The 24922-nt window shown below is 31.3% G+C and carries 22 protein-coding genes and 1 pseudogene; 7 read left to right on the top strand and 16 right to left on the bottom strand.

Annotation, left to right across the window (positions count from 1 at the left end; translation table 11 throughout):
• Window positions 1-121 precede the first annotated feature (121 nt).
• On the bottom strand, window positions 122-994 hold the full coding sequence (locus tag CPG45_RS10450; RefSeq protein WP_197702797.1) for a metallophosphoesterase: 873 nt from the start codon (window positions 992-994) through the stop codon (window positions 122-124).
• A gap of 230 nt (window positions 995-1224) precedes the next feature.
• Here CPG45_RS10450 and CPG45_RS10445 point away from each other — a divergent pair, with 230 nt between their 5' ends.
• Together CPG45_RS10445 and istB (CPG45_RS10440) are read left to right on the top strand one after the other, a co-directional pair.
• On the top strand, window positions 1225-1974 hold the full coding sequence (locus CPG45_RS10445; protein ID WP_096231828.1) for a hypothetical protein: 750 nt from the start codon (window positions 1225-1227) through the stop codon (window positions 1972-1974).
• An 8-nt stretch (window positions 1975-1982) separates the two neighbouring features.
• Window positions 1983-2573 (top strand): IS21-like element helper ATPase IstB, encoded by a 591-nt coding sequence (gene istB, locus CPG45_RS10440; protein WP_096231820.1) that lies wholly within the window; start codon window positions 1983-1985, stop codon window positions 2571-2573.
• A gap of 239 nt (window positions 2574-2812) precedes the next feature.
• Here the strand turns inward: istB (CPG45_RS10440) and CPG45_RS10435 are convergent, their stop codons facing one another.
• The 10 genes from CPG45_RS10435 to CPG45_RS10380 form a co-directional block, all read right to left on the bottom strand.
• Window positions 2813-3430: a hypothetical protein gene (locus CPG45_RS10435; RefSeq protein WP_172856541.1), complete on the bottom strand. Its 618-nt coding sequence runs from the start codon at window positions 3428-3430 to the stop codon at window positions 2813-2815.
• A gap of 758 nt (window positions 3431-4188) precedes the next feature.
• Window positions 4189-4632, bottom strand: coding sequence for a hypothetical protein (locus CPG45_RS10430; RefSeq protein ID WP_197702796.1), 444 nt, complete (start codon window positions 4630-4632; stop codon window positions 4189-4191).
• 563 nt (window positions 4633-5195) lie between these two features.
• Window positions 5196-5918, bottom strand: coding sequence for a hypothetical protein (locus tag CPG45_RS10420; RefSeq protein ID WP_231968705.1), 723 nt, complete (start codon window positions 5916-5918; stop codon window positions 5196-5198).
• A 143-nt stretch (window positions 5919-6061) separates the two neighbouring features.
• A complete protein-coding gene (locus CPG45_RS10415; RefSeq protein ID WP_096231826.1) occupies window positions 6062-6856 on the bottom strand; it encodes an ImmA/IrrE family metallo-endopeptidase in 795 nt (264 codons plus the stop codon).
• Between the two features lie 14 nt (window positions 6857-6870).
• Entirely contained in the window at window positions 6871-7245 is a 375-nt protein-coding gene (locus CPG45_RS10410) for a helix-turn-helix domain-containing protein (RefSeq protein ID WP_096231825.1), read from the bottom strand.
• A gap of 390 nt (window positions 7246-7635) precedes the next feature.
• A complete protein-coding gene (locus CPG45_RS10405) occupies window positions 7636-8079 on the bottom strand; it encodes a stage III sporulation protein AH (protein WP_096231824.1) in 444 nt (147 codons plus the stop codon).
• Between the two features lie 213 nt (window positions 8080-8292).
• Window positions 8293-8877, bottom strand: coding sequence for a GNAT family N-acetyltransferase (locus CPG45_RS10400; RefSeq protein ID WP_096231823.1), 585 nt, complete (start codon window positions 8875-8877; stop codon window positions 8293-8295).
• 19 nt (window positions 8878-8896) lie between these two features.
• Window positions 8897-9745, bottom strand: a complete 849-nt coding sequence (locus CPG45_RS10395; RefSeq protein ID WP_096231822.1) for a class I SAM-dependent methyltransferase — start codon at window positions 9743-9745, stop codon at window positions 8897-8899.
• A gap of 310 nt (window positions 9746-10055) precedes the next feature.
• Window positions 10056-10967, bottom strand: a complete 912-nt coding sequence (locus tag CPG45_RS10390) for a DUF1848 family protein (protein ID WP_197702795.1) — start codon at window positions 10965-10967, stop codon at window positions 10056-10058.
• Window positions 10968-11318: 351 nt separating this feature from the next.
• Window positions 11319-11537, bottom strand: a complete 219-nt coding sequence (locus CPG45_RS10380; RefSeq protein WP_096231821.1) for a zinc ribbon domain-containing protein — start codon at window positions 11535-11537, stop codon at window positions 11319-11321.
• A 1756-nt stretch (window positions 11538-13293) separates the two neighbouring features.
• Between CPG45_RS10380 and istA the strand changes: the two genes are divergently transcribed.
• The 4 genes from istA to CPG45_RS10360 all read left to right on the top strand — a co-directional run bounded on the left by istA (window position 13294) and on the right by CPG45_RS10360 (window position 16766).
• On the top strand, window positions 13294-14481 hold the full coding sequence (gene istA / locus CPG45_RS10375) for an IS21 family transposase (protein ID WP_096233563.1): 1188 nt from the start codon (window positions 13294-13296) through the stop codon (window positions 14479-14481).
• A gap of 8 nt (window positions 14482-14489) precedes the next feature.
• A complete protein-coding gene (gene istB, locus CPG45_RS10370) occupies window positions 14490-15080 on the top strand; it encodes an IS21-like element helper ATPase IstB (protein WP_096231820.1) in 591 nt (196 codons plus the stop codon).
• A 109-nt stretch (window positions 15081-15189) separates the two neighbouring features.
• Window positions 15190-15432 carry a nucleotidyl transferase AbiEii/AbiGii toxin family protein gene (locus CPG45_RS18220; protein WP_350354084.1) on the top strand — a complete coding sequence of 81 codons (243 nt, stop codon included), beginning with the start codon at window positions 15190-15192 and terminating at the stop codon, window positions 15430-15432.
• 926 nt (window positions 15433-16358) lie between these two features.
• A complete protein-coding gene (locus CPG45_RS10360) occupies window positions 16359-16766 on the top strand; it encodes a four helix bundle protein (RefSeq protein ID WP_096231818.1) in 408 nt (135 codons plus the stop codon).
• 388 nt (window positions 16767-17154) lie between these two features.
• Here CPG45_RS10360 and CPG45_RS10350 read toward each other — a convergent pair whose 3' ends face one another.
• From CPG45_RS10350 to CPG45_RS10335, 4 genes are all read right to left on the bottom strand, one after another.
• Window positions 17155-17394: a hypothetical protein gene (locus CPG45_RS10350; protein ID WP_096231805.1), complete on the bottom strand. Its 240-nt coding sequence runs from the start codon at window positions 17392-17394 to the stop codon at window positions 17155-17157.
• A 131-nt stretch (window positions 17395-17525) separates the two neighbouring features.
• Window positions 17526-18062 carry a hypothetical protein gene (locus CPG45_RS10345; RefSeq protein ID WP_096231817.1) on the bottom strand — a complete coding sequence of 179 codons (537 nt, stop codon included), beginning with the start codon at window positions 18060-18062 and terminating at the stop codon, window positions 17526-17528.
• Window positions 18063-18241: 179 nt separating this feature from the next.
• Window positions 18242-18781 carry a LysE family transporter gene (locus CPG45_RS10340; RefSeq protein WP_197702793.1) on the bottom strand — a complete coding sequence of 180 codons (540 nt, stop codon included), beginning with the start codon at window positions 18779-18781 and terminating at the stop codon, window positions 18242-18244.
• An 898-nt stretch (window positions 18782-19679) separates the two neighbouring features.
• Window positions 19680-20243, bottom strand: coding sequence for a histidine phosphatase family protein (locus CPG45_RS10335; protein WP_096231816.1), 564 nt, complete (start codon window positions 20241-20243; stop codon window positions 19680-19682).
• A 169-nt stretch (window positions 20244-20412) separates the two neighbouring features.
• Between CPG45_RS10335 and CPG45_RS10330 the strand changes: the two are divergent.
• A pseudogene (locus CPG45_RS10330) lies at window positions 20413-20952 on the top strand (IS110 family transposase); the annotation flags it as partial.
• A gap of 624 nt (window positions 20953-21576) precedes the next feature.
• Here the strand turns inward: CPG45_RS10330 and CPG45_RS10325 are convergent.
• Window positions 21577-24918 (bottom strand): AAA family ATPase, encoded by a 3342-nt coding sequence (locus CPG45_RS10325; protein WP_096231815.1) that lies wholly within the window; start codon window positions 24916-24918, stop codon window positions 21577-21579.
• Window positions 24919-24922: the final 4 nt, after the last annotated feature.

Raw genomic sequence — 24922 nt, 5'->3', positions numbered from 1 at the left:
TAATAATTGGATAGATAACGATCTGGTTTTCAGCATTATTATTAAGCAATTCAACAAATTGGTTGGTCCTAAGTAAAGCTCATTCGTATCCATGAAATTCAATCAATGTTCACCACCGCGGTTAATTTGACAGTATAATTACTGATATTTCCGGCCGATTAAATATTCTAAACCCAAAACTATTGCCCAATCCTCTATTAACAATTAGTTCTTTTCCATTAATCTGATACTCTCCTGCATCATATTTAGGAAAAATTTCTCTTTCAGGGGAAAGTAATCCACCCATAAAAGGTATTCTTACCATACCGCCATGAATATGACCAGACAAAGTTAAATCTGCACCCCAATTCGAATATGTGTCAAAATACACTGGATTATGAGTTAACAAAATGTTATATGAGTTATTATCCAAACTACCTAAAACAGTTTTGATTTGTTCGGTCCCAAAATACGCATTCTTTGTGTATTCGTTGCTCACATCTTTATAATATTTAAGATTAAACCATAGCCCATATAGATTAATACTATCATTGCCTTTTGTAATTGTAACTTTTTCATTATCCAGCACCCTAATTCCAATTGTATTAAGTTTATCTGTTAATGACTTCAATTTATTGTCACTTAAATTTTGTTCATGGTTGCCAACGATATAATATGTTTCATAACTTTTACTTAGCTGTTCAGCTAAATTAATAAACACTTCAAAATCAGTATCTTTTGTATTAACCATATCTCCTGTCATTACAATAATATCAGGATTTTCACTATTAATCTTTTTTATAAGTCTATAATTGTTCTTTCCAAAGTTCTTGCTATGCAAATCAGATAATTGCATTATTTTGAAACCATTAAATAATGTTGGAATTTTATGTGATCTTACTGTATATTGCGACACTTGCAAGATATTATTATCAAAATATATAATTGTTGAAGTAATTAGAACTAACAAAAATACAACAAAAATAATGGAATTTCTCTTTTTCTTAATTTTCACTTTTATATACCCCCATAGTATAAGTATAGTTCATATTATTTTACAACTGCAACTTGCAGTATATATTAATTTTATCCGTTTCTTATATCACAAAGTCAACTTTATTTTATACCATCATTATATATAAAAACTATAAATGATAAAATAAGAATTGCGAAAAGTGGAAAATAAAAATGTACAAATTTGTACATAAATTTGGTATCCTTCTGTTCGTAGGAGGGATACCAGCAATGAAAAATCTATTAGGTCAAATTAGCATATTAAAGGTTATGGAGATAAAACCTAATTTTTCAGAGCTAGCAAGGGAATATGGAGTAGATAGAAGAACTGTTAAAAAGTATTATGAAGGATATGAAGGCAAACCAAAAACAAGAAACAAACAAAGTAAATTAGATAAATACTATGATGAAATAAAAGCATTTGCAAATGATTTTGACTTTAAGATACGCTTATGTAAGCCAAGACACTCATATACCAAAGGAAAAGTGGAATCATCTAATAAATTTATTAATTGGTTACTGCCATACAATTGTGAATTTGAAGATGAAGAAGATTTAATAAAGATAATTGATGAAATAAACAAAAAAGTTAATCAATCTACAAATCAATCAACAGGGATACAACCGATAATATTATTCCAAAAAGAAAAGGAGTATCTATCTCCTCTGCCAAGTAACGATATCATAGAAAGTTATATGAACTTCGAACAAAAAGCAACTGTCCATAAAGATTCTATGATATATTACAAATATAGTAGATACTCAATAAATAAAACTGTAACTCTTAAAACAGTAGAAAATGAATTACATGTATATTTTAACACAGACTTGATATCTGTCCATATATTAAGTAATAAAAAGATAAATTATCACGAATCTCATTATAGAGAGCTAATAGAAAATCTTATCAAAAGCAAGGAGGATATTGAACAAATATGCACAAATAATCTTAACGAATTGGATAAATTATTGCATAGGTAGGTGAAAATGTGAGTAACTATACCAAGCTATTAAACAATTTAGGAGAACTTGATGATTTTGATTTTGAATTTCAACCAAGCATAAACAAACAAGAAATTCTTGATTTAAAAAGTTTAAGATTTGTAGAAAATAACGAAAATATATTGTTTGTAGGTACTCCAGGTGTAGGCAAGACACATCTTGCCACCGCCATAGGGATAGAATGTGCAAAACACAGATATTCTACATATTTCGTTCATTTTCAAGAATTGATGACTCAATTAAAAAAGGCTTTAGCAGAAAACCGTTTAGAAATCCGATTAAAGCATTTTTCAAAATATAAGGTGTTAATAATAGACGAAGTAGGGTATTTACCAATAGACACAGATGCTTCAAATATATTTTTTCAGCTAATATCTAAAAGATATGAAAAACATAGTACAATTATTACAACTAATATGCCCTTTTCAAATTGGGCAGAAGTATTTGGATCAGCAACATTAGCCAATGCAATATTAGATAGATTACTTCATCATTCGCATGTTATATCAATAAAGGGACCTTCATATAGATTAAAATCAAAAGTTGAATACTTTAACAGTTCTTCGAATGCATCTTAGTATATTTTTTGTACAAAATTATATTCCACTTTTTGTACAAGGATATATTGACTTTTACACACATCAATAACACTTCCACAGTGTAAAAGCCACTTGTCTTTACTTAAAGACCAAGTGGCTTTTTATGGTTCAGCTATATCTTTATACATTTAAGTAAGTGATATAACCGACAATTGATAAGACAACTGCAATCCCAACTATTATGAAAATAGTAATCAATATTTTATGTTTTTTCATTGTTAATCTCTCCAATAGGAAATGCTTGTATCACCGTTTGGGTACCCAATCAATTCACCGTAAATATTTCCAATCTGTACAGACATGTCATTTATCGGCCCAAGTTTGTAATAGAAAACACCTCTAGCAATCGCCTTATTGCCGCTGATATAAGCACTTGAACTAATTGTGTCAGTCTGCACCATAGGATTAAGATTTCTAACTACATATGCGTCATTATAGAGAATCTGAGTTACAGTTCCATTAGATACCCTATAGCCAACTTCAATTCTATATTCTAGAATTGAAATTCCAAAAATAGAAACAGTTTGTGTCCCCCATGCATCCCAATCCGTAGAACTACTCAGCATAGGACTGGAATTGGGAAGATTGGTAGTATATTTTGTACTACGTGATACATTTTTGTTCTCATTATTTGTTGTGTTGTACGTCGCAGGATCAAGCAAAAGGTCAATAAACTCCTGCTGCTGGTCGGGGCTTAGAGCTGTAAATTTAGCCAAATCTTCGGGAGACTCCTTCTGCAAGAATGAGATGTATTCATCAACTGTTAATGCAGACTTATCCGTAGTGTCAGTAGCAGCAAATGCTGGAACGCTAAAGCAAAGTAACATAACGAACATAGTTACCAGCGAGAGTAATTTTTTGAATCGTTTCATAAAATTTCCCCCTTTCTAAAAGCTTAGCGGTAAGGTATTTGCGAAACTTTAGATTCCGATTAAATACTAAACTCTTACGCAAAGTAAATAATTTTTAATTTTATAAAATTCGCAATTACCTAGTCGCGTTTCTGGAAAGATTATATGCATATCATCAATCCTATTTCCATTATATACCTATATTGTAATTTTGTCAACAATAAAAGCAAAAAAAGTTATACAATTAGCCTTATACTATGTCTGAAATTCAATAAATGTCTACTAATTAAACAAAATCATGCCATTTGCAGAAACGGCTGCATACTGTTTTCCATGGACCAAAACATTCGAACAGGCTTCTTCAGGCTGCACCGCTACGGACCAACCACAGTATGGCATTGAACATCAATTCCATTATCTTTCAAAGGCTGTCCTGTTTTGCTTTGGGGAACACATCTTTAAATTGCTCTATGTCAATCTGTTATTTCATAGCGCATAATGGCATTTTATTTCACTCCAATTTTGTTCCACTATATACTATTTTCCAAATTAGTGCAGTTTCTCGTTTTCAGACACAACCTAGCATCAAGTATTTTTTGCATACCTACTATACCTACATATTGCAAGAGATCTATGAATTCTTTCTCTCTGGTGGTATAATAGGTACTGTAGATATTTTGCAACCTTGGGTCTGCCTGTCTAAGCATTTGCATTGTCATATACTACGGTATGATAAACACCTTTTATATCTTCAAAGAATGATGCATGTGCTCTTGAAAGCATGAAGTATCTTGTTTTGGAAAAAGTTTCGAAAATCTGTAATTACCTTTGGCACTTGTAAATACCGCCATCTGAAATGTTTTTAACTCACCTTTAATAAATAATTTGACTTCACCCCAATCAAACTCACATACATCACCAAGCTGGTATTGAGCTTTTATGTATGCTTCTTTATGCTTATTTATTATCTTATTTATTGCTTGGCAGACTGACGTGTAACCAATGTCATAACCTTCTTCTTTTAATGAGTTATATATCGATTTTCTTTTTTGTTGTTTGGCTTGTCCCAAATATCTTTTTTGTTCATTTTCTCTAAGATAAAACTTTATTCGATTTATCACTTCCTCACAGTTAAACAAAGGATAATGTTCCTTGATATCTAAAACATCATCTTCCCATTCAAGCAAATAAAAGTATCTTGTCTCTGTATCCGTAAAAAAATGGTGTATTCTTTTTGTAAGAACTCTTGTTCCTAATCCCTTCTCCCTTTATTCTTCTATCCTCTAAAAAACAAAAATGCCACTGACAACAGTTGAACGCCTCTAAGGGTGTCTGTGTCAATGGCACTTAATACATTCCTCTTTAATTTATTTCCATTATATCATGGACCAACTTTATTTTAAACGTAAATTCTCACTTGAAATAATATGTAGTAGTCAGATAAGATTCTATGTAACTCTGAACATAAGGAGGTATTTTATGAGGCATAGTGTTTTTTTGACTATAAAATTGGTAATTCTCATAAGTATATTTTTGATACCATTTGCTGTAATTTCAGAAAATATAATTATTCGCTTTATTACGGGCTCTTTACTAGGTATATCCCTTATTATACTTTTTCCTTTACTGTAAAAGTTCAATCTATATTTAATAAAGAGAAGATATAGTAAAGTTATTGAAAAAGGTTTTGGTAGGCTAATAATCTACTAAAACCTTTTTTAATAATGCCATAAAATTCAATCCAGTATATTCAAAAGATTAAATGTATTGTGCTGTCCTTTAACATCTCTAAAAAGGCAGTATTTTCTATCAATCTATCTTGCTCATCAATTGAATTATCCTGCTTTTTTCTCGTGAATTTTATTCTCTTCGTCTGCCTGTAATTTTGAACAAAGGTATCAATATTATGTTCATCTATATATCCAAGCCTTGTCCATTCATAAATCAGAAAATCATTTGATTTGAAAGTTATGGAAGTGTTAATTCTGTCTTTAAAGCGCTCATCTTTATAAAGCATTTCCTTTGCTTTAGAAATAAATTCATAGGTATCCCTGTCACTGCTAAAGATGGTTATAATATCAATGTTTCCATTATAATAATAAGAAAGGATATAACTTAAAACGGAAATAGATATCTCTCCTGCATTTTTCCTTTGAATCCTGCCGTTTGAAAGTTTCCTTTGGTCTAGTCCCTCTTCATAAAATATATTTAGCCATTCTTCATAGGGGTCCAAGTCTTCTACAGATCTGTTCTTTAAGATGTTTTTCTTGATAAAACTAACAAGCCTGCTCACATTGTAACAGCAGTACAGGAACAGATAGTATAATTCTGCTTCTTTGTAATCCACCAATGTTAAATAATCGACTTCATCTATAATTTGGACCTTCGAATAATGTTTTAAATCATTTATGTAACTTTTTCTATTTTCGCTATCACAAACCTCAGTCCATACCCATTGGGGAATAAGAATCATATCATATTGCTCAAATATCTTTTCAAGGCTGACGCTCTTGCGTACCCATGTTTAAAATTCAACAGAGTTATTATCCAGGATGCAAACTTTGAGAGACCTGCCCATGGAAAGGTATTTTTTTAAGTCATTTATGCTTTCTCCATTCATTTGGCAAGGTCCTCCACTGCTTTTTTAATTTTTCTCTTTAGCGTGAGTAGATACTGATAGTTATCTTTATGGTAGGAAACATCTAGGTTCTCCTTCATAACACTTTGTATCTTTTTCTCCAATCCACCTAAACTTACAACATAGGAGGGTTTCACTAACTCTGCATCCAATTCTAAATCTATAAATTTTTGCACTAAGTCCTCAGGCTTATTATCAAAATGCTCAAGGATTTTTTCTTTTAAATCCAAATCATTATATTTTGTAAAGGCTTCTTCAAATAGTTCTATCAGTACCGCCTTATATGGTGCCTTATATACATCCATGCATTTTATAACTCTATCGATAAAATCTTCATCGTCTAATGAATAGTAGTAATCGTACACATTGCCAAAAATTATTTTTGCAGCAAAATAATCTGCTCTTCTCTCATTTAAATCCATATCAACGGCAATATTATGGGTCTCATCACTTAAACTAGGGTCATAGAACAAATGATATATTTCATGCCATGCAACAAAATATTGATAAACACGGGGCTGAGCAGTATTGATAACTGGTATTTTAATATTTCCCTTTGTAATAATAGCCCCGCCCCAATACTCATCATCGATAGGAATCTGAATTAAATGGTTCTCTTTTAATACCGAAAAAGATAGTTTATCCTGCCCCGTTACTCCCGACTTATTAAATCTGACTGTAAAATCTTTAATTAGCCTTGATATGTCATCTTTAATCAGTTTATTTTTTTCAATAACCTGCTCAAGATTCTTCCGTGTTATTAATTCTGACATAACTATACACCTGCTTAATTATAATAAAGTTCACATAGATGAACTATATCATTTAGAATATCAAACATTTCTCGTGTCTTAGGTTTTAGTATATGATTCTCGGGAGCATTATCGGATAATGCAAATATAGGTTCTTTCTTTGGCTTGTATTTTGGAACATAATTTAATAATTGTTCTTCGTTTATATCCTGGCTTTCTAAAATTTTTTGTATATGGGTTTTAAAGGTGGCAAGGCTGTCAACTTCTCCTTTGATTAGTTTATCTAAAGTCGGCCTTGAAATATTAGTAAGCCTTGAGAAGGAAGACTTTGTATACCCATTGTTTTTAATGATATTCAATATATTTTTGCCAATTAGTTTTCTATTTTCGAATAATAATTCCATACTCATTTTTTACACCTCCTGCTATATTATACACCAAAAGTGTAAAAAAAGATACGGTTTGTAAAAAATATTTTTACAAATCTTTGAGGTTGGCTTTTTAGTTGTAAAATTTCCTACCCTTTCTTTCTCACTAAACTACAGGCTAAGCCTAATAATATAAGAAAAGACATTATTTGGATTCTACCAATTCATTGCAATAGGCACAGAAAAATGCATCATACTTTTCATGGTTTTATCTCACAACTTATATAAAAATCAATAACTGATATCAAAATAAATGATTTTTCTTTTGTCATTATAATGTCGGGTGTTTCCTGCATCTGTCCTTTTATCATATTAACTCTATAAATTATGGCATTGCACCTAAAAGTAAAATTTTAAAATAAATTACATATACTATAATTTTATTTTTAACCCTTTGATTTTTATAATTCGGTCAATATCTTCTTTGTCTTCTGTTAAAATATAACTTAACCTTTCATGTGAAGTATTTATTAGCCACGGCTTAGAATTTTTTATAAAACATAAATCTTCTGGCAGGTGAGGTTGAAGCCACTCATGCAAGGAATTTGTTGCTTGCTTTAATATTTCTTTAGCGTTGTTATCGGTACTATAATAGTATACTAATGCTGGTTGTTCATACAAAGTTATTGTTCCAGGCCATTCAAACTGTTCTTTTACTTCTTTTAAAAATGGCTTTAATTTTTCGAGAACATTATTCATATTGTCTGATATATCCATATCACGTCTTACTACTAAAATGAACTCATCACAGATATCAAAAGCCAAATCAATTAAATCTCTATAAATCTTATCCTCAGGATTATTCTCTATAAACATAAATCTCCTCCTATTTGTCTTCAAATTGAATCTAGGTAAAATGTAATTATTTAATATAAATATTAATGCCATGGTAATGATTAATAGAATTTTTGTCTTTTTTGCATAAGCGCCCCATTAATATCATTCCTCTTATAAAAGGCTCTTCATGTATCTCACCAAATTTCATACGTCCAGCAGGGCATTCCCAATAATCCTGTTTTGTAGTTAAAACTAATATTTAACTACTGACTTATCCGTTTTTCTGTTTTCCCACTCGCTACGAATTATCCCATATTTGCAGACATCTTCATAGTTATTCCATTTTAAAACCTCATGTTTAGCAATACCTTCATATGATAGACCTGACTTTTCCATTACTCTTTTTGAAGCAATATTTTTTGCCATGCATCTTCCATAAATACGTTCTAATCCTAATTTATCAAATCCGAAGTCGATTATCCATTTACATGCTTCTGTGGCATATCCCATGTTCCATAAATCTGGATTAATAAAGTAGGCTAACTCAGCATTGTTATGCTGTTTTGATATACCAATAAGTCCTATATTGCCAATGTATGTTTTAGGGTCAGATTTACTAAATATACCAAATTCAAAACCTTCTTCTTTTTCAATATTTTTTTGGATATAATCTATCCACCAGTATACAGTTTCTTTAGGGTAAGGGTGTGGAATCATAATTGTCGTCTCCGCAATTTCCCTTCTACTTATAACAGGATGGATTATATCAACATCCTCTTTCGTATAAACTCTCGGAATCAACCTTTCTGTCTGAAAAAAATAACTGTCATTTCCCATTTAAAAACCCCCCTTCATTTCAAATCAAATATTCTCTTACACCTTTAGCCAGTAGAAACTCTCCGTAGTCTAACATTGTAGGGAGGCAATGCGATTTCTCTTCCAATCGAATAATTGTTTCCCATGCTTTATCATCTTTCTCAAGCAATTCAACCTTGGAACTGAATCCCGCTGTCAGGCATGGACTGCTCCCCAACGCAATATCTTTCAGCCCTGCTTTCTGTAATACTCCCATGAGTTCCTCTGCATCGAAAAAATGCCTTGGTGGATGGGAAACACCAGGGTGCTGAGGTAAATCACCTGTATCCACAACTTTATCAATATACCAATAATCAGGCCGTCCAAAAAAATCTAAGATATCAAAGTTCTCTTTTCCGAGTAAAGAATGAATAACTCCCCATTTACTATTTACACTAATGAGTATTGTCCCACCTCTTTTTGTGACTCTAACAAGTTCGCTCACGCCTTTACTTAAATTATCAAAAAGGTAGTTCAGTGCAACCCCGTAACATACAGTTGTATCAAAAGTTTCATCTTCTATCATAGACATTTCACACAAATCACCAACTATAAAATTAGAAACTCTACCTGATAATGCACTTTCTAAAATCTTGTTCCTTGCGATATTTATTTGTTCATCAGAAATATCTAACAAAGTAACTTCACTTCCAGACTGGGCAATTGCTATGCTAAACCTTCCTGCTCCACAACCAGCATCAAGAACTTTTTTACCTTTACCAATATGTCCTTGAAGAAAGTGCATATGCAGAAGATAGTTGATTCTATCGTATGCGGTTAAATTAAATCTCTCCCACTCCCGCATCCCATAATTGTTATAAAAATTCTTGATTTGTTCTGGGTTGTACATATAAACTTCCCCCCAAATTCAGATTTTGCCCACAGTATATCTTTCAATATAAGGCGCAGGCGAAGCATTTAAAAGAAATTAAAGCACTTATAATTTTTTAAATATAAAAAACCCCGCAGAATCACTCATAAGAGTGACTCCGAAGGGTTATAACCATTCGTGTAGGACATTCATAGTCCCTATCTGCTCGCACATCAATGCTTAAGCATACTCACTTTTTAGTGTATTATTACATATATTTCCTATATTGTCAATACAGATGAACAAATAATTTTTCTGACAGGAAACTGTATTTCAATAACATATTCAATTATCTCGCATAGCAATAAAGGCACCCATGCCCGCAACTCTGTCCACTATATGCTCCAATATCTTTTGACCTGGTACATCCGCATTCTTTTCTTTGCCATGCATCTTTTGCATGGGAGGCTCTCTTACCGAACAATGCTCCAAGGTAGGCCCCATCTATACAATGGCCTTTCTTCACCCCAGGTACTCCTTCAATGATGGGGCTGGTGCATGTATAAATAGTAACTCCATATTTATCAGCAATCTCCACAAATTGGCTTACTAACTCAATCTGCTGTTGTTGTGAAGGAATTAAATAAGTAAACTTCGATTCTTTCATTCTTTGTTCTACTTTTTTATACAGGCAAAGAAAACTTATGGTACAGCGATTGACCCCAAAGGAAGAAATATCCCTGCATAAAGCCTCAAACACCTTTAGCCTTGCACTTGCAAAGTTATCTGGTATCGGCTCGTTCTCTCCCTTGATGCTAAGAATGATAGGGTTAAATCTCCAATTAATTTGCTGCGGTGAGTACCTTCGAGCCAGTTGCTCCATCTGCTTGACTGCCTCATTTGTATCAACAACATTGGGTTCCAGGAGTTTGGCGTAGCCTGTGATTGTAAACTGGAAATACAGATTATATTGTGACAAATATCCAGATTTTGGAGAACTGAATCCTGACGGAATTTCGTCAATGAGCATCTTTCCATAGTAATTCATTCCCCATATGGGCTTTTGATTTTCAAATACCACTTCTTCACCAATGAAATCGGCGCTCCCGAAGTAATAGTCTATGTATAGTAAATTCCCTTCATTATAATGTAAATCCTTTGAGTTCAGCCTTAAAGATGCACAAAGAACTCCATCTCCAGCATATGTATTTATCTTTGCTGTGACCAGAAATTCTTTTAAAGCCAATTCTGTGCAGTTCATTGCCTTTATCAACCTTCATGTTTAGTCTCACTTTTTCTTTACTCTTTTTAAAATCATTGAAATAACAATCAATGCTGCCCCAATTACAAACAACCCTATATACATAAACAACTTAAATGGTCCCCCACCAAAATGGCTAAATGGATATAGCCCCATTTATAATCCAAAAAATATCTTTCATAATCGCAATGAATAAACCAATATAAAAAATTATCGGACTAATTGAAAAAATAAATCCTAAGCCCATCAACAACTCTGATATAAATTTTATTAACGAGTATTTCCCCATCACCCTGCCCCCTTGCACCATAAACACATAAAATAAACATTACATAACATTAACGAATAACTCTACCAGTCATTCCATTCGTCAAACCCTTCCCTTGCTCCTGTAAAGAAAAACTCTGTATGCCTGCATTTAGGGCAGACATATACGTCAAAAGTCAAATGCTCTTCAACATCAAATAAGGCTCCCAATATTCCTCTATTATTATCTTGGGAATCAAAACGGTATTCTTTTAGATACTTCATTTGCTCTTTACACCTTAAACATTCAAACTGCTTTTCCATTTAAACTTATGACTCCTTCCACTTTATTCTCATTAAAATCATTCTATTCTTTAATTATAATATAAAATGCTTATATCCGTGCTATAATATTTTTATTTTTTATTTGACGTGTAAAGTGTAGCATATGTTTCATTCGTCCTAACGCCTAAGATTGATTTATCCAATATAATTCCCCAGGTAAATGGGTTTAAACATTGATTTTGAAAACCGTGAAGTATTAACTATTACAGATTTTGAATTTTTATCACTATTTAAGAAACCAAACGAAAATGTATATTTTAGGCTTATTCAAGAAAAGAAGCGTATAGCAAAAAAATTTGACTGTATATTAACTTTAGACGATGATTTAGAATATCCGCTTATTCAAAAAATCTTTAAAAGGTATCAGAAACAAGGCTATAGTGTTTATTTTGTTGTAAATAGCGGCGGGCAGGAAAAGAATTCTATTAAAAGAATAAACGCACACTTTATTGATATGGATTTTAGGAAAGTTCCAAAAATAGACGGTGGAAAATTAACAACGGACTCTGAAGGAAAGACTGTATATGAGTACAGGAGCAAGGAAGAAATAGAAGAATATAAGATTGCTTTTTTAAAGAAATTGGAGAATTTTAAACTGAACCCGAATATTATTGTAGAAACCAAGAACGGCTTTCATGTATATTGGCTGCTTAACCTTGAGAAACCACAAAGATTAGACGCTTTTACCCCGCTTCAGGAAAATCTAATTGAATATTTTGCTGCTCTTGAAGAAAGACATGAACATGCTGACAACAACGTAAAAGAATTTAACAGGGTTTTAAGAATTATAAACTATCAGCATCTTAAAAATCCAAATGACCCTTTCACGATAAAATGTATATACCTAAATACAGATGTAAAATACACTCAAGAAGATATTGCTGCTGCTATAGGATACAATATCATTGAATTGGTCGGTAATACAGAAAGTACTGAAATAAAACCTGTTACTGTGAGGACTGAGATAAACAATTTGCGAAAAGAAAGCCCCAAAGTTCATTCTTCTCCAGTCTTACAGTATGATGACTTGATTCCGTTTTTAAAACAGCAGGATTTAATAAGTTACCCGGGTATTGATGCGAAGCCCAATTTAAACTTTAAATGCATATTCCATAAAGACAATAATCCTAGTGCTGTCATAAAAAGTAAAGGTGGATATTACAAGTATTTTTGTAATTCTCCCGTTTGCACTTGCTATAATGCTGGCAAAGGTATGGATATTATTGATATATTTAAAATTAAAGAAAACTGTGATACTTCAACCGCTATAAGGAAGTTGATTGAATATTTTCATATTAAATTAGAAGATTCAACTTGGATAAATGAGCAAAGCAAAAAATTTGAAATCAACATGATGCTTTTGAGCCAATTTGGAGAAAAAAAAGATGAATTCCCAAATCTAAACCGTATCATTAGGTTCGGTATTTCTCTGTTGATGGATATTCTTGAAATAGGTAAAGAAAATATTATCAACCGCTTCTTTAGCACAAATGGAGAAAGCATATTTTTCTTTTCCAATCGGTACCTGGCAGGAAAAAGAAATAAAAGTGTTGTTAATATAAATAAATACATCAATTTATTCTGCACCTTAGGATTGCTCAACAAAATCCCATATAAACAAGTTAATCAAAGATTAAGAGCAATGGCAGTCCAGATTTCTAAAGACAATGCCCAAAAAATGTACAAATTTGTACATAAATTTGGTATCCTTCTGTTCGTAGGAGGGATACCAGCAATGAAAAATCTATTAGGTCAAATTAGCATATTAAAGGCTATGGAGATAAAACCTAATTTTTCAGAGCTAGCAAGGGAATATGGAGTAGATAGAAGAACTGTTAAAAAGTATTATGAAGGATATGAAGGCAAACCAAAAACAAGAAACAAACAAAGCAAATTAGACAAATACTACGATGAAATAAAAGCAAAACTTGAAATAAAGGGGGTTACGGTAAAGGGAGTATATGAATACTTTGTTTCTAAAAATTATGATATTGGAACATATTCTAATTTCAACAAATATGTAAAGCGAAAAGGCTTGAAACCTGCTAAAAAAGTAAGTGGTCATCCACGATTTGAAACTCCTGCGGAAAAGCAAGCACAGGTAGATTGGAAAGAAGAGATAAAATTAGTTTCTAAATATGGAGAAGAATTCATTTTTAATGTTTTTAACTATAAGCTTGGATATTCAAGATATTGCTACTTTGAATATAGGAAAGCAAAAACACAACAAGATGTAATTGAATGCTTGATAAACGCTTTTAAAGCTACAGGAGGCGTTCCAGATGAAATACTTTTTGACAATATGAAAACAATAGTTGATATAACAAACGAGGGGAGGAAGATAAATAATAAAATAAAAGCATTTGCAAATGATTTTGACTTTAAGATACGCTTATGTAAGCCAAGACACTCATATACCAAAGGAAATGTGGAATCATCTAATAAATTTATTGACTGGCTACTGCCATACAATGGTGAATTTGAGAATGAAGAAGATTTAATAAAGATAATTGGTGAAATAAACAAAAAAGTTAATCAATCTACAAATCAGTCAACAGGGATACAACCGATAATATTATTCCAAAAAGAAAAGGAGTATCTATCTCCTCTGCCAAGTAACGATATCATAGAAAGTTATATGAACTTCGAACAAAAAGCAACTGTCCATAAAGATTCTATGATATATTACAAATATAGTAGATACTCAATAAATAAAACTGTAACTCTTAAAACAGTAGAAAATGAATTACATGTATATTTTAACACAGACTTGATATCTGTCCATATATTAAGTGATAAAAAGATAAATTATCACGAATCTCATTATAGAGAGCTAATAGAAAATCTTATCAAAAGCAAGGAGGATATTGAACAAATATGCACAAATAATCTTAACGAATTGGATAAATTATTGCATAGGTAGGTGAAAATGTGAGTAACTATACCAAGCTATTAAACAATTTAGGAGAACTTGATGATTTTGATTTTGAATTTCAACCAAGCATAAACAAACAAGAAATTCTTGATTTAAAAAGTTTAAGATTTGTAGAAAATAACGAAAATATATTGTTTGTAGGTACTCCAGGTGTAGGCAAGACACATCTTGCCACCGCCATAGGGATAGAATGTGCAAAACACAGATATTCTACATATTTCGTTCATTTTCAAGAATTGATGACTCAATTAAAAAAGGCTTTAGCAGAAAACCGTTTAGAAATCCGATTAAAGCATTTTTCAAAATATAAGGTGTTAATAATAGACGAAGTAGGGTATTTACCAATAGACACAGATGCTTCAAATATATTTTTTCAGCTAATATCTAAAAGATATGAAAAACATAGTACAATTATTACAACTAATATGCCCTTTTCAAATTGGGCAGAAGTATTTGGATCAGCAACATTAGCCAATGCAATATTAGATAGATTACTTCATCATTCGCATGTTATATCAATAAAGGGACCTTCATATAGATTAAAATCAAAAGTTGAATATTTTAACAGTTCTTCGAATGCATCTTAGTATATTTTTTGTACAAAATTATATTCCACTTTTTGTACAAGGATATATTGACTTTTACAGGGCGTGAATACTATTCAAAATGGCTCAAATTTAAGGAGCGTGAAAATATATTTCAAAATACAAAGAGTGGCAGACAAGACACGGTGAGGTTATCTCATCATACCAAATATATCTTAACAGCAAAACTTATGATTTTATCCTGAAGGGTGGTACAGCCTTGTTGACTTGTTACGGTTTAGATAGATTTTTAGAGGACATTGATTTAGACGGTAAGAATAAATCCATAGAAAAATTTGTTGCCAATTTTTGTGAAAAAGAGAATCCAATCCCTTATTTACAAACTTACAGTTGATAAATTTGCTTAAAAAATGTATAATTAATTTAAGTGCAAAAAGACGAATTTTCTTTGAAGCCGAACCGCAAAATCAGTCGCTGAAATCAGTCGCTGAAGATGAAGCAATTTTGAAGCTTAGATGCCGACTGAGGCATTTAGAGATGAGTCATCGTGCGAAAAATTGCAAATCGAAGCGTTACTGATGGAAGATGAAGATTCCAGAAAATGAGTATTTGCAGCTAAATCATAATTAAAAAATAAAATTATTTGAGGTGTTGTTATGTTTAACATTATAATAGGTTTTTTTTTAATTTTAATTTTTATAATAATCTTTGTAAAGTTGACACACTTTGTGGGTTCAGGAATTTTTAACTATATACGTAAAATCTTTAAATAATTTAAATAAATTTAATTTTATCCATGAAAAATGCACCTTCGAATATTAGATTTTTTATCTAACATCTGGGGTGCACTTCATTTTTGCCTATTGTAATGATTTAGCTATTTGTTTCGAAATGCATTTGTCAAGTGAAAAATTTAGTGTAACATAGACAATTTTGCAAAATACCTTATTATCAAGACGATTATTTTATATTAATTCTTTTAATATAAAATCAAGTATTATTTATTATTCATCCATGATATTTTTAAATCCTTATCCCTTTATCCTTACTCATCCTTGAATCCTAATCATAATATATATGTATTTAGTAAATTCCCCAAAAACCTTGAAATTACAGCATTTATATGGATTTTTAAGCGACAAAAATTACTTCAGGATACTGTGAAAAGGATGTACGGATTATGGATTAAGTGCATTCCCTGTATACTCTCCTAAACCCTTTCACCTTATAGAGATTACTTTACAAAAATATCTTATTAAAATTTGATTTAATTCCTAGTAATCCTTATAATGTGAAAAATTTTTTGAAAGGATGAGTTTTATGAGCCAAAATTTATACATAAAAGATTTCAAGAACCTGAAAGTATGGCAGGAATCAGCAGAATTAGCAAGTGAAATATACAAAATTATTAAGAAATTCCCTAAATTTGAAACCCATATAATTGTATCTCAACTTCTAAGGGCGTGTACTAGTATTTGTGCCAATATCGCAGAGGGCAACACACAATTATATAAAAGCAGAGAATACTACCACTACAATCTCGCACTTGGAAGTGCAGGGGAGACCTGTAACTTCCTTGCCATAGCCCTGATGAATGAATATATTACAAAAGAGGAATATGATGCCCTGGAACTAAGACTTATTGAAATTATCAAAATGCTGTATGGGTGTATCAAAAAACTGGAACCTGAGCCAAGTAACGAGTTAAAGGATCCTACTATGGGTTGATTTAATATTACATAAAAATGAGCCTGTAGAATATAGCATTGTACCTATATATTTTATAGGCTCATTCATATAATATCATTTTTTGCCTTTACTATCCCTTAAACAAATGCTTGTTTACTTTTCTTTTGACAGCGTCAAAACAACAATTTCTGGATGGTTGAAAAGGCTTTGGGGAATGATACTGTTTCCAAGCCCCCTGCTTACAATCATAGTGCAGTTCCCTCTTTTATATTCTTCTTATGTATATTGAGGGAAAAAATTCTGATTAGGCGCAATTAATCCGCCTATAAACGGAAGCCTTACCTGCCCTCCATGAGAGCATATTCAGATAAAACTAATATACCTTACTTATTTCACCATAATGTATAAAAAGACCGCTTGATTGAAGTTAATCCTTTTTCTCAAGACCTATAAGAGAAATTAATAAGCCAGAAAGCGCTATTAAATATTCAATACCACCAAGATTAGAATTAGGGTCAACTGCAATTATTCCTCCGAATAAAGTTATATTTATTCCTAAAAGCATTACTTTAAAACCTGAAGCACCCTTCTTTAATCCATGAACAATAAAACCTACAATCAAACTTAATACAACTAAAAATATCGTTGTCGATAGAACATATTTCATTTCACAAAAACTCCTTCCTATAATTTATAATATACTACTAGCAGGTATGAATTTCTATCATAATTGCATTGAATTGTATGATATATCTTAAAAACTTTGTCTTATATAGATTTGAAACATAAACCTTTTTTCTATTGCCCATTTAAAAGTTCCTTCAATATTGCTTTAGATTCCTGCGGAAGTATTTTAATAAAGTGTTCCAGTCCGATGTTGTATACAAGGGCAATTATCATATTTTCCCGTTCTCTTAAATCCCCCAGCGCCTGTCCATCAAAGAGTTCCAATTTGTTTTCGTATGGAGTATACTGAGCCCACTGCTCACAAGTGAGCCTCTGTGGTTCTTTAAGAGGTATTAGTTCTTCCTTATCTTGTGGCGGCATAAAATATTCAAGCGCATTCTCTACCCATTTTATAAAGTCCCGCTCTTCTGGAATTTTACCGCCATTTTCTGCTATTTGCTGATTTACAGTATCCTCTGCTATTTTTCTAATATTTTCTTTGCCATCAAAAACCCGCAAAACAGCACTCTCTGGCAACTCAATAGTCTGTAACACTTGTTTTATACTAAAACCCATTTCTTTTAATTTCTTTACAATTTGCAATGTACAAGACATCTCCCCTACTAACTTACCTATTTTTCTTGCTTCTTCATGCATATCAATTCCCATATGCCCATCCCATTTCTCTTTTATATTTTGTAAGCATAACTGTTACTGCTTTGGCTTACCTTTTATATTACATCATGAGATTTGCAGCATCTTCCATCCGCTGCCTATAAAATAGATTGAAAATGCTATAATAAATATGCCCAACAATAAAATAATCCAGCGATACACTGCATCACTTATCATTTCTTGCCTCTGTAAAATGCTGTGGATATTGCTGTATACCATACAAAGTCCGATAAAATATGTCCTATAAAAAAGAACAAAACACCAATTAACCCTGAAGTATAAGACTGTCGTATTGATTCCATCCCCGTTGACGCCCACCAGAGAATGAAGTATGGATTAGTAGCGCTTACAAGTGCTCCTTCTAATACAAGATTTCTCATACCTGCACTATTCCCTGCTCTTTGATTCTCCAGAAAAACTGATTTATTTATACCAGACTTTATCATTTCATACCCCATCCATGCAAGAAAAGCACCGCCAAATAATCCGATAAGTCCTGCAACTGTCGGATTAGCGAAGAAATCTTTAAGCCCGAATGTCATGATAACAATTAGTATAAGTTCCAGGATTCCATGTCCTAATACTGTCAAAGGGCCTGCTGTCCACCCTTTTTTAAGGCTGCCGTCAATTGTAACCCCCAACATAGGCCCAGGCATCATTGCTCCTGAAAAACCTATTAAAAATGCACTAATGAAAATCCCCCACAGAATCATGTTAATTAACCTCTCTTATAGCCAAAATACCTTGCTGTCAACATCGGCTTCTCTTTTTTAATATCCATGCCCATGAACATAATAACGATAAATTTTCATTATTACTTTAATTTCATTTTAATAAAATTTTACCGTTTATGAAAGCATTATTCTGTTTAAGAACTAACTTTATTATTATAGAATCAACTTTATTATTATAGAATTGACTTTATTATCATAGAACTTACTTTATTATCACAGAGCAAACTTTATTATTTCATATACATCCCCTTAATCCTTATCCCAAAAAATCCTTGCCATTAACTATGTATATTTAAAATAAACTCCACCCACACCCCTCAAACCCTTGATTTTCCTATATCCTAATTTCTACCAGATAATAAAGTCCGCTCTAAAATCTCATATTTTTATCCCATTTATTAACACTTTTTCCTTAATCCTTGTACTAATTTTTAAAATAAAGTCGGTTCCAAATAGGGATGTTTTGAAAGGAAAATAGGGATAAGTTTCATGAGGTAAGGTTTAAGGTTTTATTCCATCCTTTCAGTTGCTATATCAATATTATCTTCAATACTTTCCTCAATCCCTTTAAAATCAATAGTTTGAAGGCTGTAACCAATAAAAATTCTAATCCCTTAACCCTTACACCTTAGCCCTCTCCCCCCTACAAAAAAGCAAACCCCGCAGCAAATCAGGAGTTATCCTGCATCTACTGCGAGGTCTTAGAATAAACTTTATTTTTATAGAGCCAAGTTTATTATCATGGATTGGAATTTATTGTTTATATACACAATGTCAAGTGCCTAGTACCTATTCACTCTGTTGAACAATATCATACAATTACTGTACAACATAAGAATATTGTGACAGAAATTAATTTTTTCTTTATATTATATTGTTACTCCATAATAAACTCTTCTATATTCATAATATCTTGACCATCAAAAGTAAAACAGACAATAAAAGGCATAAGATTCTTAATTCTTTCAAATTCAGTATAACCGAATTCTTTATTAAAATAGTTTATTATTGTACTTAAAGCAGTACCATGGGAGCCTATAACAATATTCTCGTCTGCATTTTCTTTAAGTATATGCATAAGAGCCTTTATATTTCTCTTTTGAACCTCATTTAAACTTTCTCCTTCAGGTAATTTATAATCAAAATTAGTCCACTGCTCTTTTGCAAATTTATCAAAATCCTCTATCCATGTATTACCTATTTTTCTTTCTCTAAAATCGTCAATGACATTAATTTCTAAGTTTAAACTTTCTGTAAAATCCCTTATTGTGTCGATGGCTCTTTTATAAGGACTTGAAAATGCTTTCGTAATATTTTTATCTGATAAAAATTCTGTTACCTTTTTACAGTCATTTATAGCATCTTCAGTAAGTGGCCGCATTAAATCATCTTTAATTGAAAAGTCTGGTTTAGCATGTCTTACAAAATATACTTTTGTCATATAATTTCCTCCAATTCAAATATATTGTTTTTCTCAAAGCCCATAATTATATTTGGAGCATTCCTGTAATAAAAAAATATAAGATTTTAAATAAAAAGTACCTCCTGATAAAATACAAGATGTCGATTGTTCATGAACACGACTCTCAAATAACAAGGAGGTACCTAATATGAAGTATAACCAAAATTTAAAGATATTGCAAATAACAGAAAAGACATTAATTGTAGGTGTAGACATTGCTAAAGAGACACACCACGCAAGAGCTTTTGATTTTAGAGGAATAGAATACGGTAAGCGTATTGAATTTAGCAATGACAGTGATGGAATGGAAAGATTCTTTAAATGGGCTGCAGAGATTATGAATAAAAGCAACAAAGAGCATCTGATGGTTGGTATGGAACCAACAGGCCATTATTGGCTCTGCTTTGCACAGTTTCTTAGAGATAAGAGCCATAAGGTGGTACTGGTAAATCCATTTCACGTAAAGAGAAGTAAGGAATTTGATGATAACTCGCCAACTAAAAATGACAGGAAAGACCCTAAGACAATTGCAATGCTAATTAAAGATGGAAGATATGTTGAACCTAATATACCTGAGGGTATATACAGCGAGCTTAGAATTGCAGTGGACATAAGGGAAAGGCTTACAAAGGACTTAAATAAGATAATGAACCGGGTTGCAAGATGGCTTGATATATATTTCCCTGATGTATATTTAAAATAATCTCCACTCCACCCACACCCCTCAAACCCTTGATTTTCCTATATCCTAATTTCTACCAGATAATAAAGTCCGTTCTAAAATCTCATATTCTTATCCCATTTATTAACATTTTTTCCTTAATCTTTGTAATAATTTTTAAAATAAAGTCGGTTCTTTTCAGGGGCAAGTTGAAAGGAAGAAGGGATAATGTTGCATTTTCTCATATCCTTTTTCTAATTCTTTTTATCCATCGTGGTATCAATATTTCAATCAATATAATAATCAATACTTCTCTCAATCCCTTTAAAATCAGTACTTTCAAGGCTGTAAACATCATAATATTTTAATGCAATATCTATTCTCCTTGACCCTTACACCTTATCCCTGTCTACCCTCCCAAAAAGCAAACCCCGCAGCAAAACAGGAGTTATCCTGCATTTACTGCGAGGTTTTGGAACGAACTTTATTTTTATAGAGCGAAGTTTACTATCATGGAGTGGAGTTTATTTTGTATATACATAGTTGGACCTTGGAATAAGGGTTTAGGTTCAAGTTTCTCTCATTATATATAGCGTAGGTTCAACACTTAACGCATAAGCATTCAGGTAATACCTGAATTACATACATTGATTATGAAATAATAACCTCTTTTACTTTTCCATCTTCAAATTCATTATAGGTATATCTTCGTATTTTTGATTTTGTATTACCATATCTTACAAATTTAAATTCATAGAATTTATCTCTTAGAAAACTAAACTTTCTCTTAAACAATTTGGCCACATTGTAATTTGCAGTAGTGAAGAATATTTGAGTTCCATTTGATATAGCCATTTCTCTTAAAAAATCCAATAGCCCAAGGATATTTAAATCATCAATATTTGAAACAGGTTCATCAAGTAATATAAATTTAGGCACGGTTCTCATACTTATATGCAACTTAAAAAAGATAGATATTACAACTGCCGTTCTCTGTCCTGCGCTCATTAGATATATAGGCACTTCAACTTCAACATCATTTATCTTTCTATATCCAACAATTTCCCCTTTTTCATTCAAAGCAAGTTTATCGAACTCTCTCGGTGAATGTAGACTTATAAATAAATCACTTATGTCACAAATATTTTCCCTGATAAATTCTTCCGCATATTGTGAAGATAGTTTTAGACTATTTAAAACACCGATTGCATGTATACACTTTTCAATTTGTTGTTTCTTTAACCCAATTTGTTGCTTTAATAGTTCTAATTTCTCGGTATCTTCTTTTTGCTTAATAGTATTGTTAACTTTATCAGTAACCATTGAAACTTCATCTAATATTGTCTGTATAAAGTTTCTAACCTTTGTTATAGAAGTATTATTTTCAATACAAATATCATTTTCTTCAATTTCATCAGCAAACTCCTTTAAAATATTGATTTTGGATTCATATGCATCTAGTAATTGCAAATCTTTTTGTAAAGTCTGCTTATTTGTTTCCTCTTCGTTAATCTTTCTTTTTTCATCTTTTATTAAATTTTTTAAATTATCTATTTTATGTTGTAAATTCTCTTTTTTAGTCAGATTCTCTTTTAGTTTTTCTTCCAGGTCATTTTTTGCAAAAGTAATTGTCTCTAAAGTCAGTTTACTATCTTTAGTACCTGCCATATTATTAATATAATCCAGGGCACTCTTTATAAAGTCGTAATTATATCCTGCTAATTCTAAACTGCTTATATCGTATTCCAACTTCCTTAATTGTTGTATATTTACATCTAGTAATCTTAATACTTCATTAACCGCCTGTATCATGTTGTCATTACATCTGTTATTGGGGCAGGTGTTATTTTCCAACAATCTGTTCTCAACAATAAATTTAAAGGCATCATATAGATTATTAATGTATTGTTGTTGAGTAGTGTAATATTCAATTTCTTTATTAACTTTATTCAATTCCTTGTCAACAGCATCTTTTTCCTCAATTAATTTTTTATAGTAAGAATCATCCATTTTTATTTCTTTGTCTATTGCTTCTAGAAACTTTTCTTTAGTGAAAAAATCAGTGCCACATAATGGGCATCTTGTGCTATTACTTCTTTCGTTAAAATATCTCATACCTAATGCTTTTACTTGGATAATTATATTATCTATACTATTCTTTTTTGCTTCCTCAATTTTTATCTTATCACAAATGTTTTTCATTTCTTTTCCCAACTCATCTTTTCTCTTTGACTTTTCAAGTATAAGCATTTCTAAATCATCAAGACTTTTATCAATTATCTGCTCATTAGAAAGATGTCCCCATGTATCTTTAAAGTAACTTAATACGCTGATTTTTTGCTTTAGATTAACTTTTTTATGTTCTAACTCCAATAGTAAATTACATTTTTCAATATCCTTAATTTCTAATACATAATTGTTTAACGTGTTTACTTGATTTTGTGTATCCTCAATAACTCCATTTATTAAAACATCATCACTTATGGCTTGTTGTAATTCATCAGATAGTTTATTAATAACACTATTTATGTTAATTATATTTTTTTCAATTAAAGCGAATTTTTCCTCTAAACTGCTTCTATTTCTCGTAATTCTATCAAGACTATCATTTATATCCTTTTTTGAATCAATCTCTCCACTTTCAGACAAGAAATTTTCCAATAACATTTTTATCTTAGCCAGTTTAGTATTAAGTTGCAGCAACCAATTTGATACTGAATATAAATTTGTTTCATCTTCTACTCTTTCGAAACATAACTTAACTTCGCTTAATAAATTATAAAGTGATTCCAATCTAATCTGGATACTACTACTATCAATTTTTTCTAAGAGTTTAACCTCATCTTCAAGACTGTTTATTTCACTTTCAATAGAGGCTTTCTCCTGCTCAAACTTTTCCTTATAAGTTAACCAATTTTTTTCTATTGTTTTAGTACTTTCACCATAAATTATTTTGCTAAATTCTTCACTATAATTAGGCTGCTCCCCTAAGAAACAAAATGAAAACGTATCCTCAAACGAATAGTAATTATATTGATGAAATGCCTTATTTAATTTTTCTTTTTGCCTTGTTCCCTGTCTATTTTGATAAAAGCGACTCTCTCTTGACTTTCTTTCTCTAATATCATTAGGGATATGTACTGTTTCATCGCCTTCCATTTGTAATGTAATATCACTCTTTAAATCGTTGTAGTAAATATCATTATCTATTTCACCTGTGTTGTTTTTTCTTATTTGCCCTGTCATTACTAATTCTATTGCCTCAAGTATAGAAGTTTTTCCACTTCCATTAGCACCGAAAAGTAAATTAACATCTCCAAATTCAAGTTCTGTATTTAAACCGAAACAATGTGGGCGAAACTGTTCAGTCATTTTTAACTGCTTAATTTTATATAAAGAATGTGTCTTATTTTCTTCATTACTAATTAAAGTTAAATCATAATTGTTTTCACTTTCAACATTCTTGCCTTTTAAAAAAACATCTATTTTATACTTTGAATATGTATCAAGACAAAAAGTCATTCCGTTATCATTTAGTTCTTTATACCAATCATCAATGGGGTCAACAATCTCTTTAGTACTATCCCCTGTGATAACCTTGCCAACAGGGATGAGTTTATTAAAATGCATCTCATTAATTACTAACTTTCGGGCATATTTCTCATTTTTCTCAAACTCAACTAACTCTTCTGATGAAATTTTCTCATATTCTTCGCTTAGTAGCACACATACAAGGTATAGGTTCCAACTCAAATCACCCTCTAATTCAAAAAATATTGGCTCAAGACATTTTTCCTCAATAATTTTTTTATACTGCTCTTTATCAACAATATACTTTTTGTATTGAGAATAGTTTAAGTAAATAAAAATATATTTACTAACTACTTTCTTTTTATATGTATAATTTGCAACAACTACATCAAACTCTACATCCAAGGGATAGTTATTTTCACACTCTAATCCACTTTTAGTAATCAACTCTTTTAATTCCATAATC

The sequence above is a fragment of the Thermoanaerobacterium sp. RBIITD genome (genome assembly GCF_900205865.1).
In the GTDB taxonomy this organism is placed as follows: Bacteria; Bacillota; Thermoanaerobacteria; order Thermoanaerobacterales; family Thermoanaerobacteraceae; genus Thermoanaerobacterium.
The sequence above is the reverse complement of the archived record's forward strand: the minus strand, read 5'-3'. Positions and strand labels throughout refer to the sequence as shown.

Coding starts and splice junctions, on each gene's coding strand:
- CPG45_RS10445 (WP_096231828.1), top strand. CDS start 1,225: ATGAAAAATCTATTAGGTCAAATTAGCATATTAAAGGTTATGGAGATA.
- CPG45_RS10435 (WP_172856541.1), bottom strand. CDS start 3,430: ATGTTCGTTATGTTACTTTGCTTTAGCGTTCCAGCATTTGCTGCTACT.
- CPG45_RS10420 (WP_231968705.1), bottom strand. CDS start 5,918: ATGATTCTTATTCCCCAATGGGTATGGACTGAGGTTTGTGATAGCGAA.
- CPG45_RS10415 (WP_096231826.1), bottom strand. CDS start 6,856: ATGTCAGAATTAATAACACGGAAGAATCTTGAGCAGGTTATTGAAAAA.
- CPG45_RS10410 (WP_096231825.1), bottom strand. CDS start 7,245: ATGAGTATGGAATTATTATTCGAAAATAGAAAACTAATTGGCAAAAAT.
- CPG45_RS10405 (WP_096231824.1), bottom strand. CDS start 8,079: ATGTTTATAGAGAATAATCCTGAGGATAAGATTTATAGAGATTTAATT.
- CPG45_RS10400 (WP_096231823.1), bottom strand. CDS start 8,877: ATGGGAAATGACAGTTATTTTTTTCAGACAGAAAGGTTGATTCCGAGA.
- CPG45_RS10395 (WP_096231822.1), bottom strand. CDS start 9,745: ATGTACAACCCAGAACAAATCAAGAATTTTTATAACAATTATGGGATG.
- CPG45_RS10390 (WP_197702795.1), bottom strand. CDS start 10,967: ATGAACTGCACAGAATTGGCTTTAAAAGAATTTCTGGTCACAGCAAAG.
- CPG45_RS10380 (WP_096231821.1), bottom strand. CDS start 11,537: ATGGAAAAGCAGTTTGAATGTTTAAGGTGTAAAGAGCAAATGAAGTAT.
- istA (WP_096233563.1), top strand. CDS start 13,294: ATGAAAAATCTATTAGGTCAAATTAGCATATTAAAGGCTATGGAGATA.
- CPG45_RS10360 (WP_096231818.1), top strand. CDS start 16,359: ATGAGCCAAAATTTATACATAAAAGATTTCAAGAACCTGAAAGTATGG.
- CPG45_RS10350 (WP_096231805.1), bottom strand. CDS start 17,394: ATGAAATATGTTCTATCGACAACGATATTTTTAGTTGTATTAAGTTTG.
- CPG45_RS10345 (WP_096231817.1), bottom strand. CDS start 18,062: ATGGGAATTGATATGCATGAAGAAGCAAGAAAAATAGGTAAGTTAGTA.
- CPG45_RS10340 (WP_197702793.1), bottom strand. CDS start 18,781: ATGATTCTGTGGGGGATTTTCATTAGTGCATTTTTAATAGGTTTTTCA.
- CPG45_RS10335 (WP_096231816.1), bottom strand. CDS start 20,243: ATGACAAAAGTATATTTTGTAAGACATGCTAAACCAGACTTTTCAATT.
- CPG45_RS10325 (WP_096231815.1), bottom strand. CDS start 24,918: ATGGAATTAAAAGAGTTGATTACTAAAAGTGGATTAGAGTGTGAAAAT.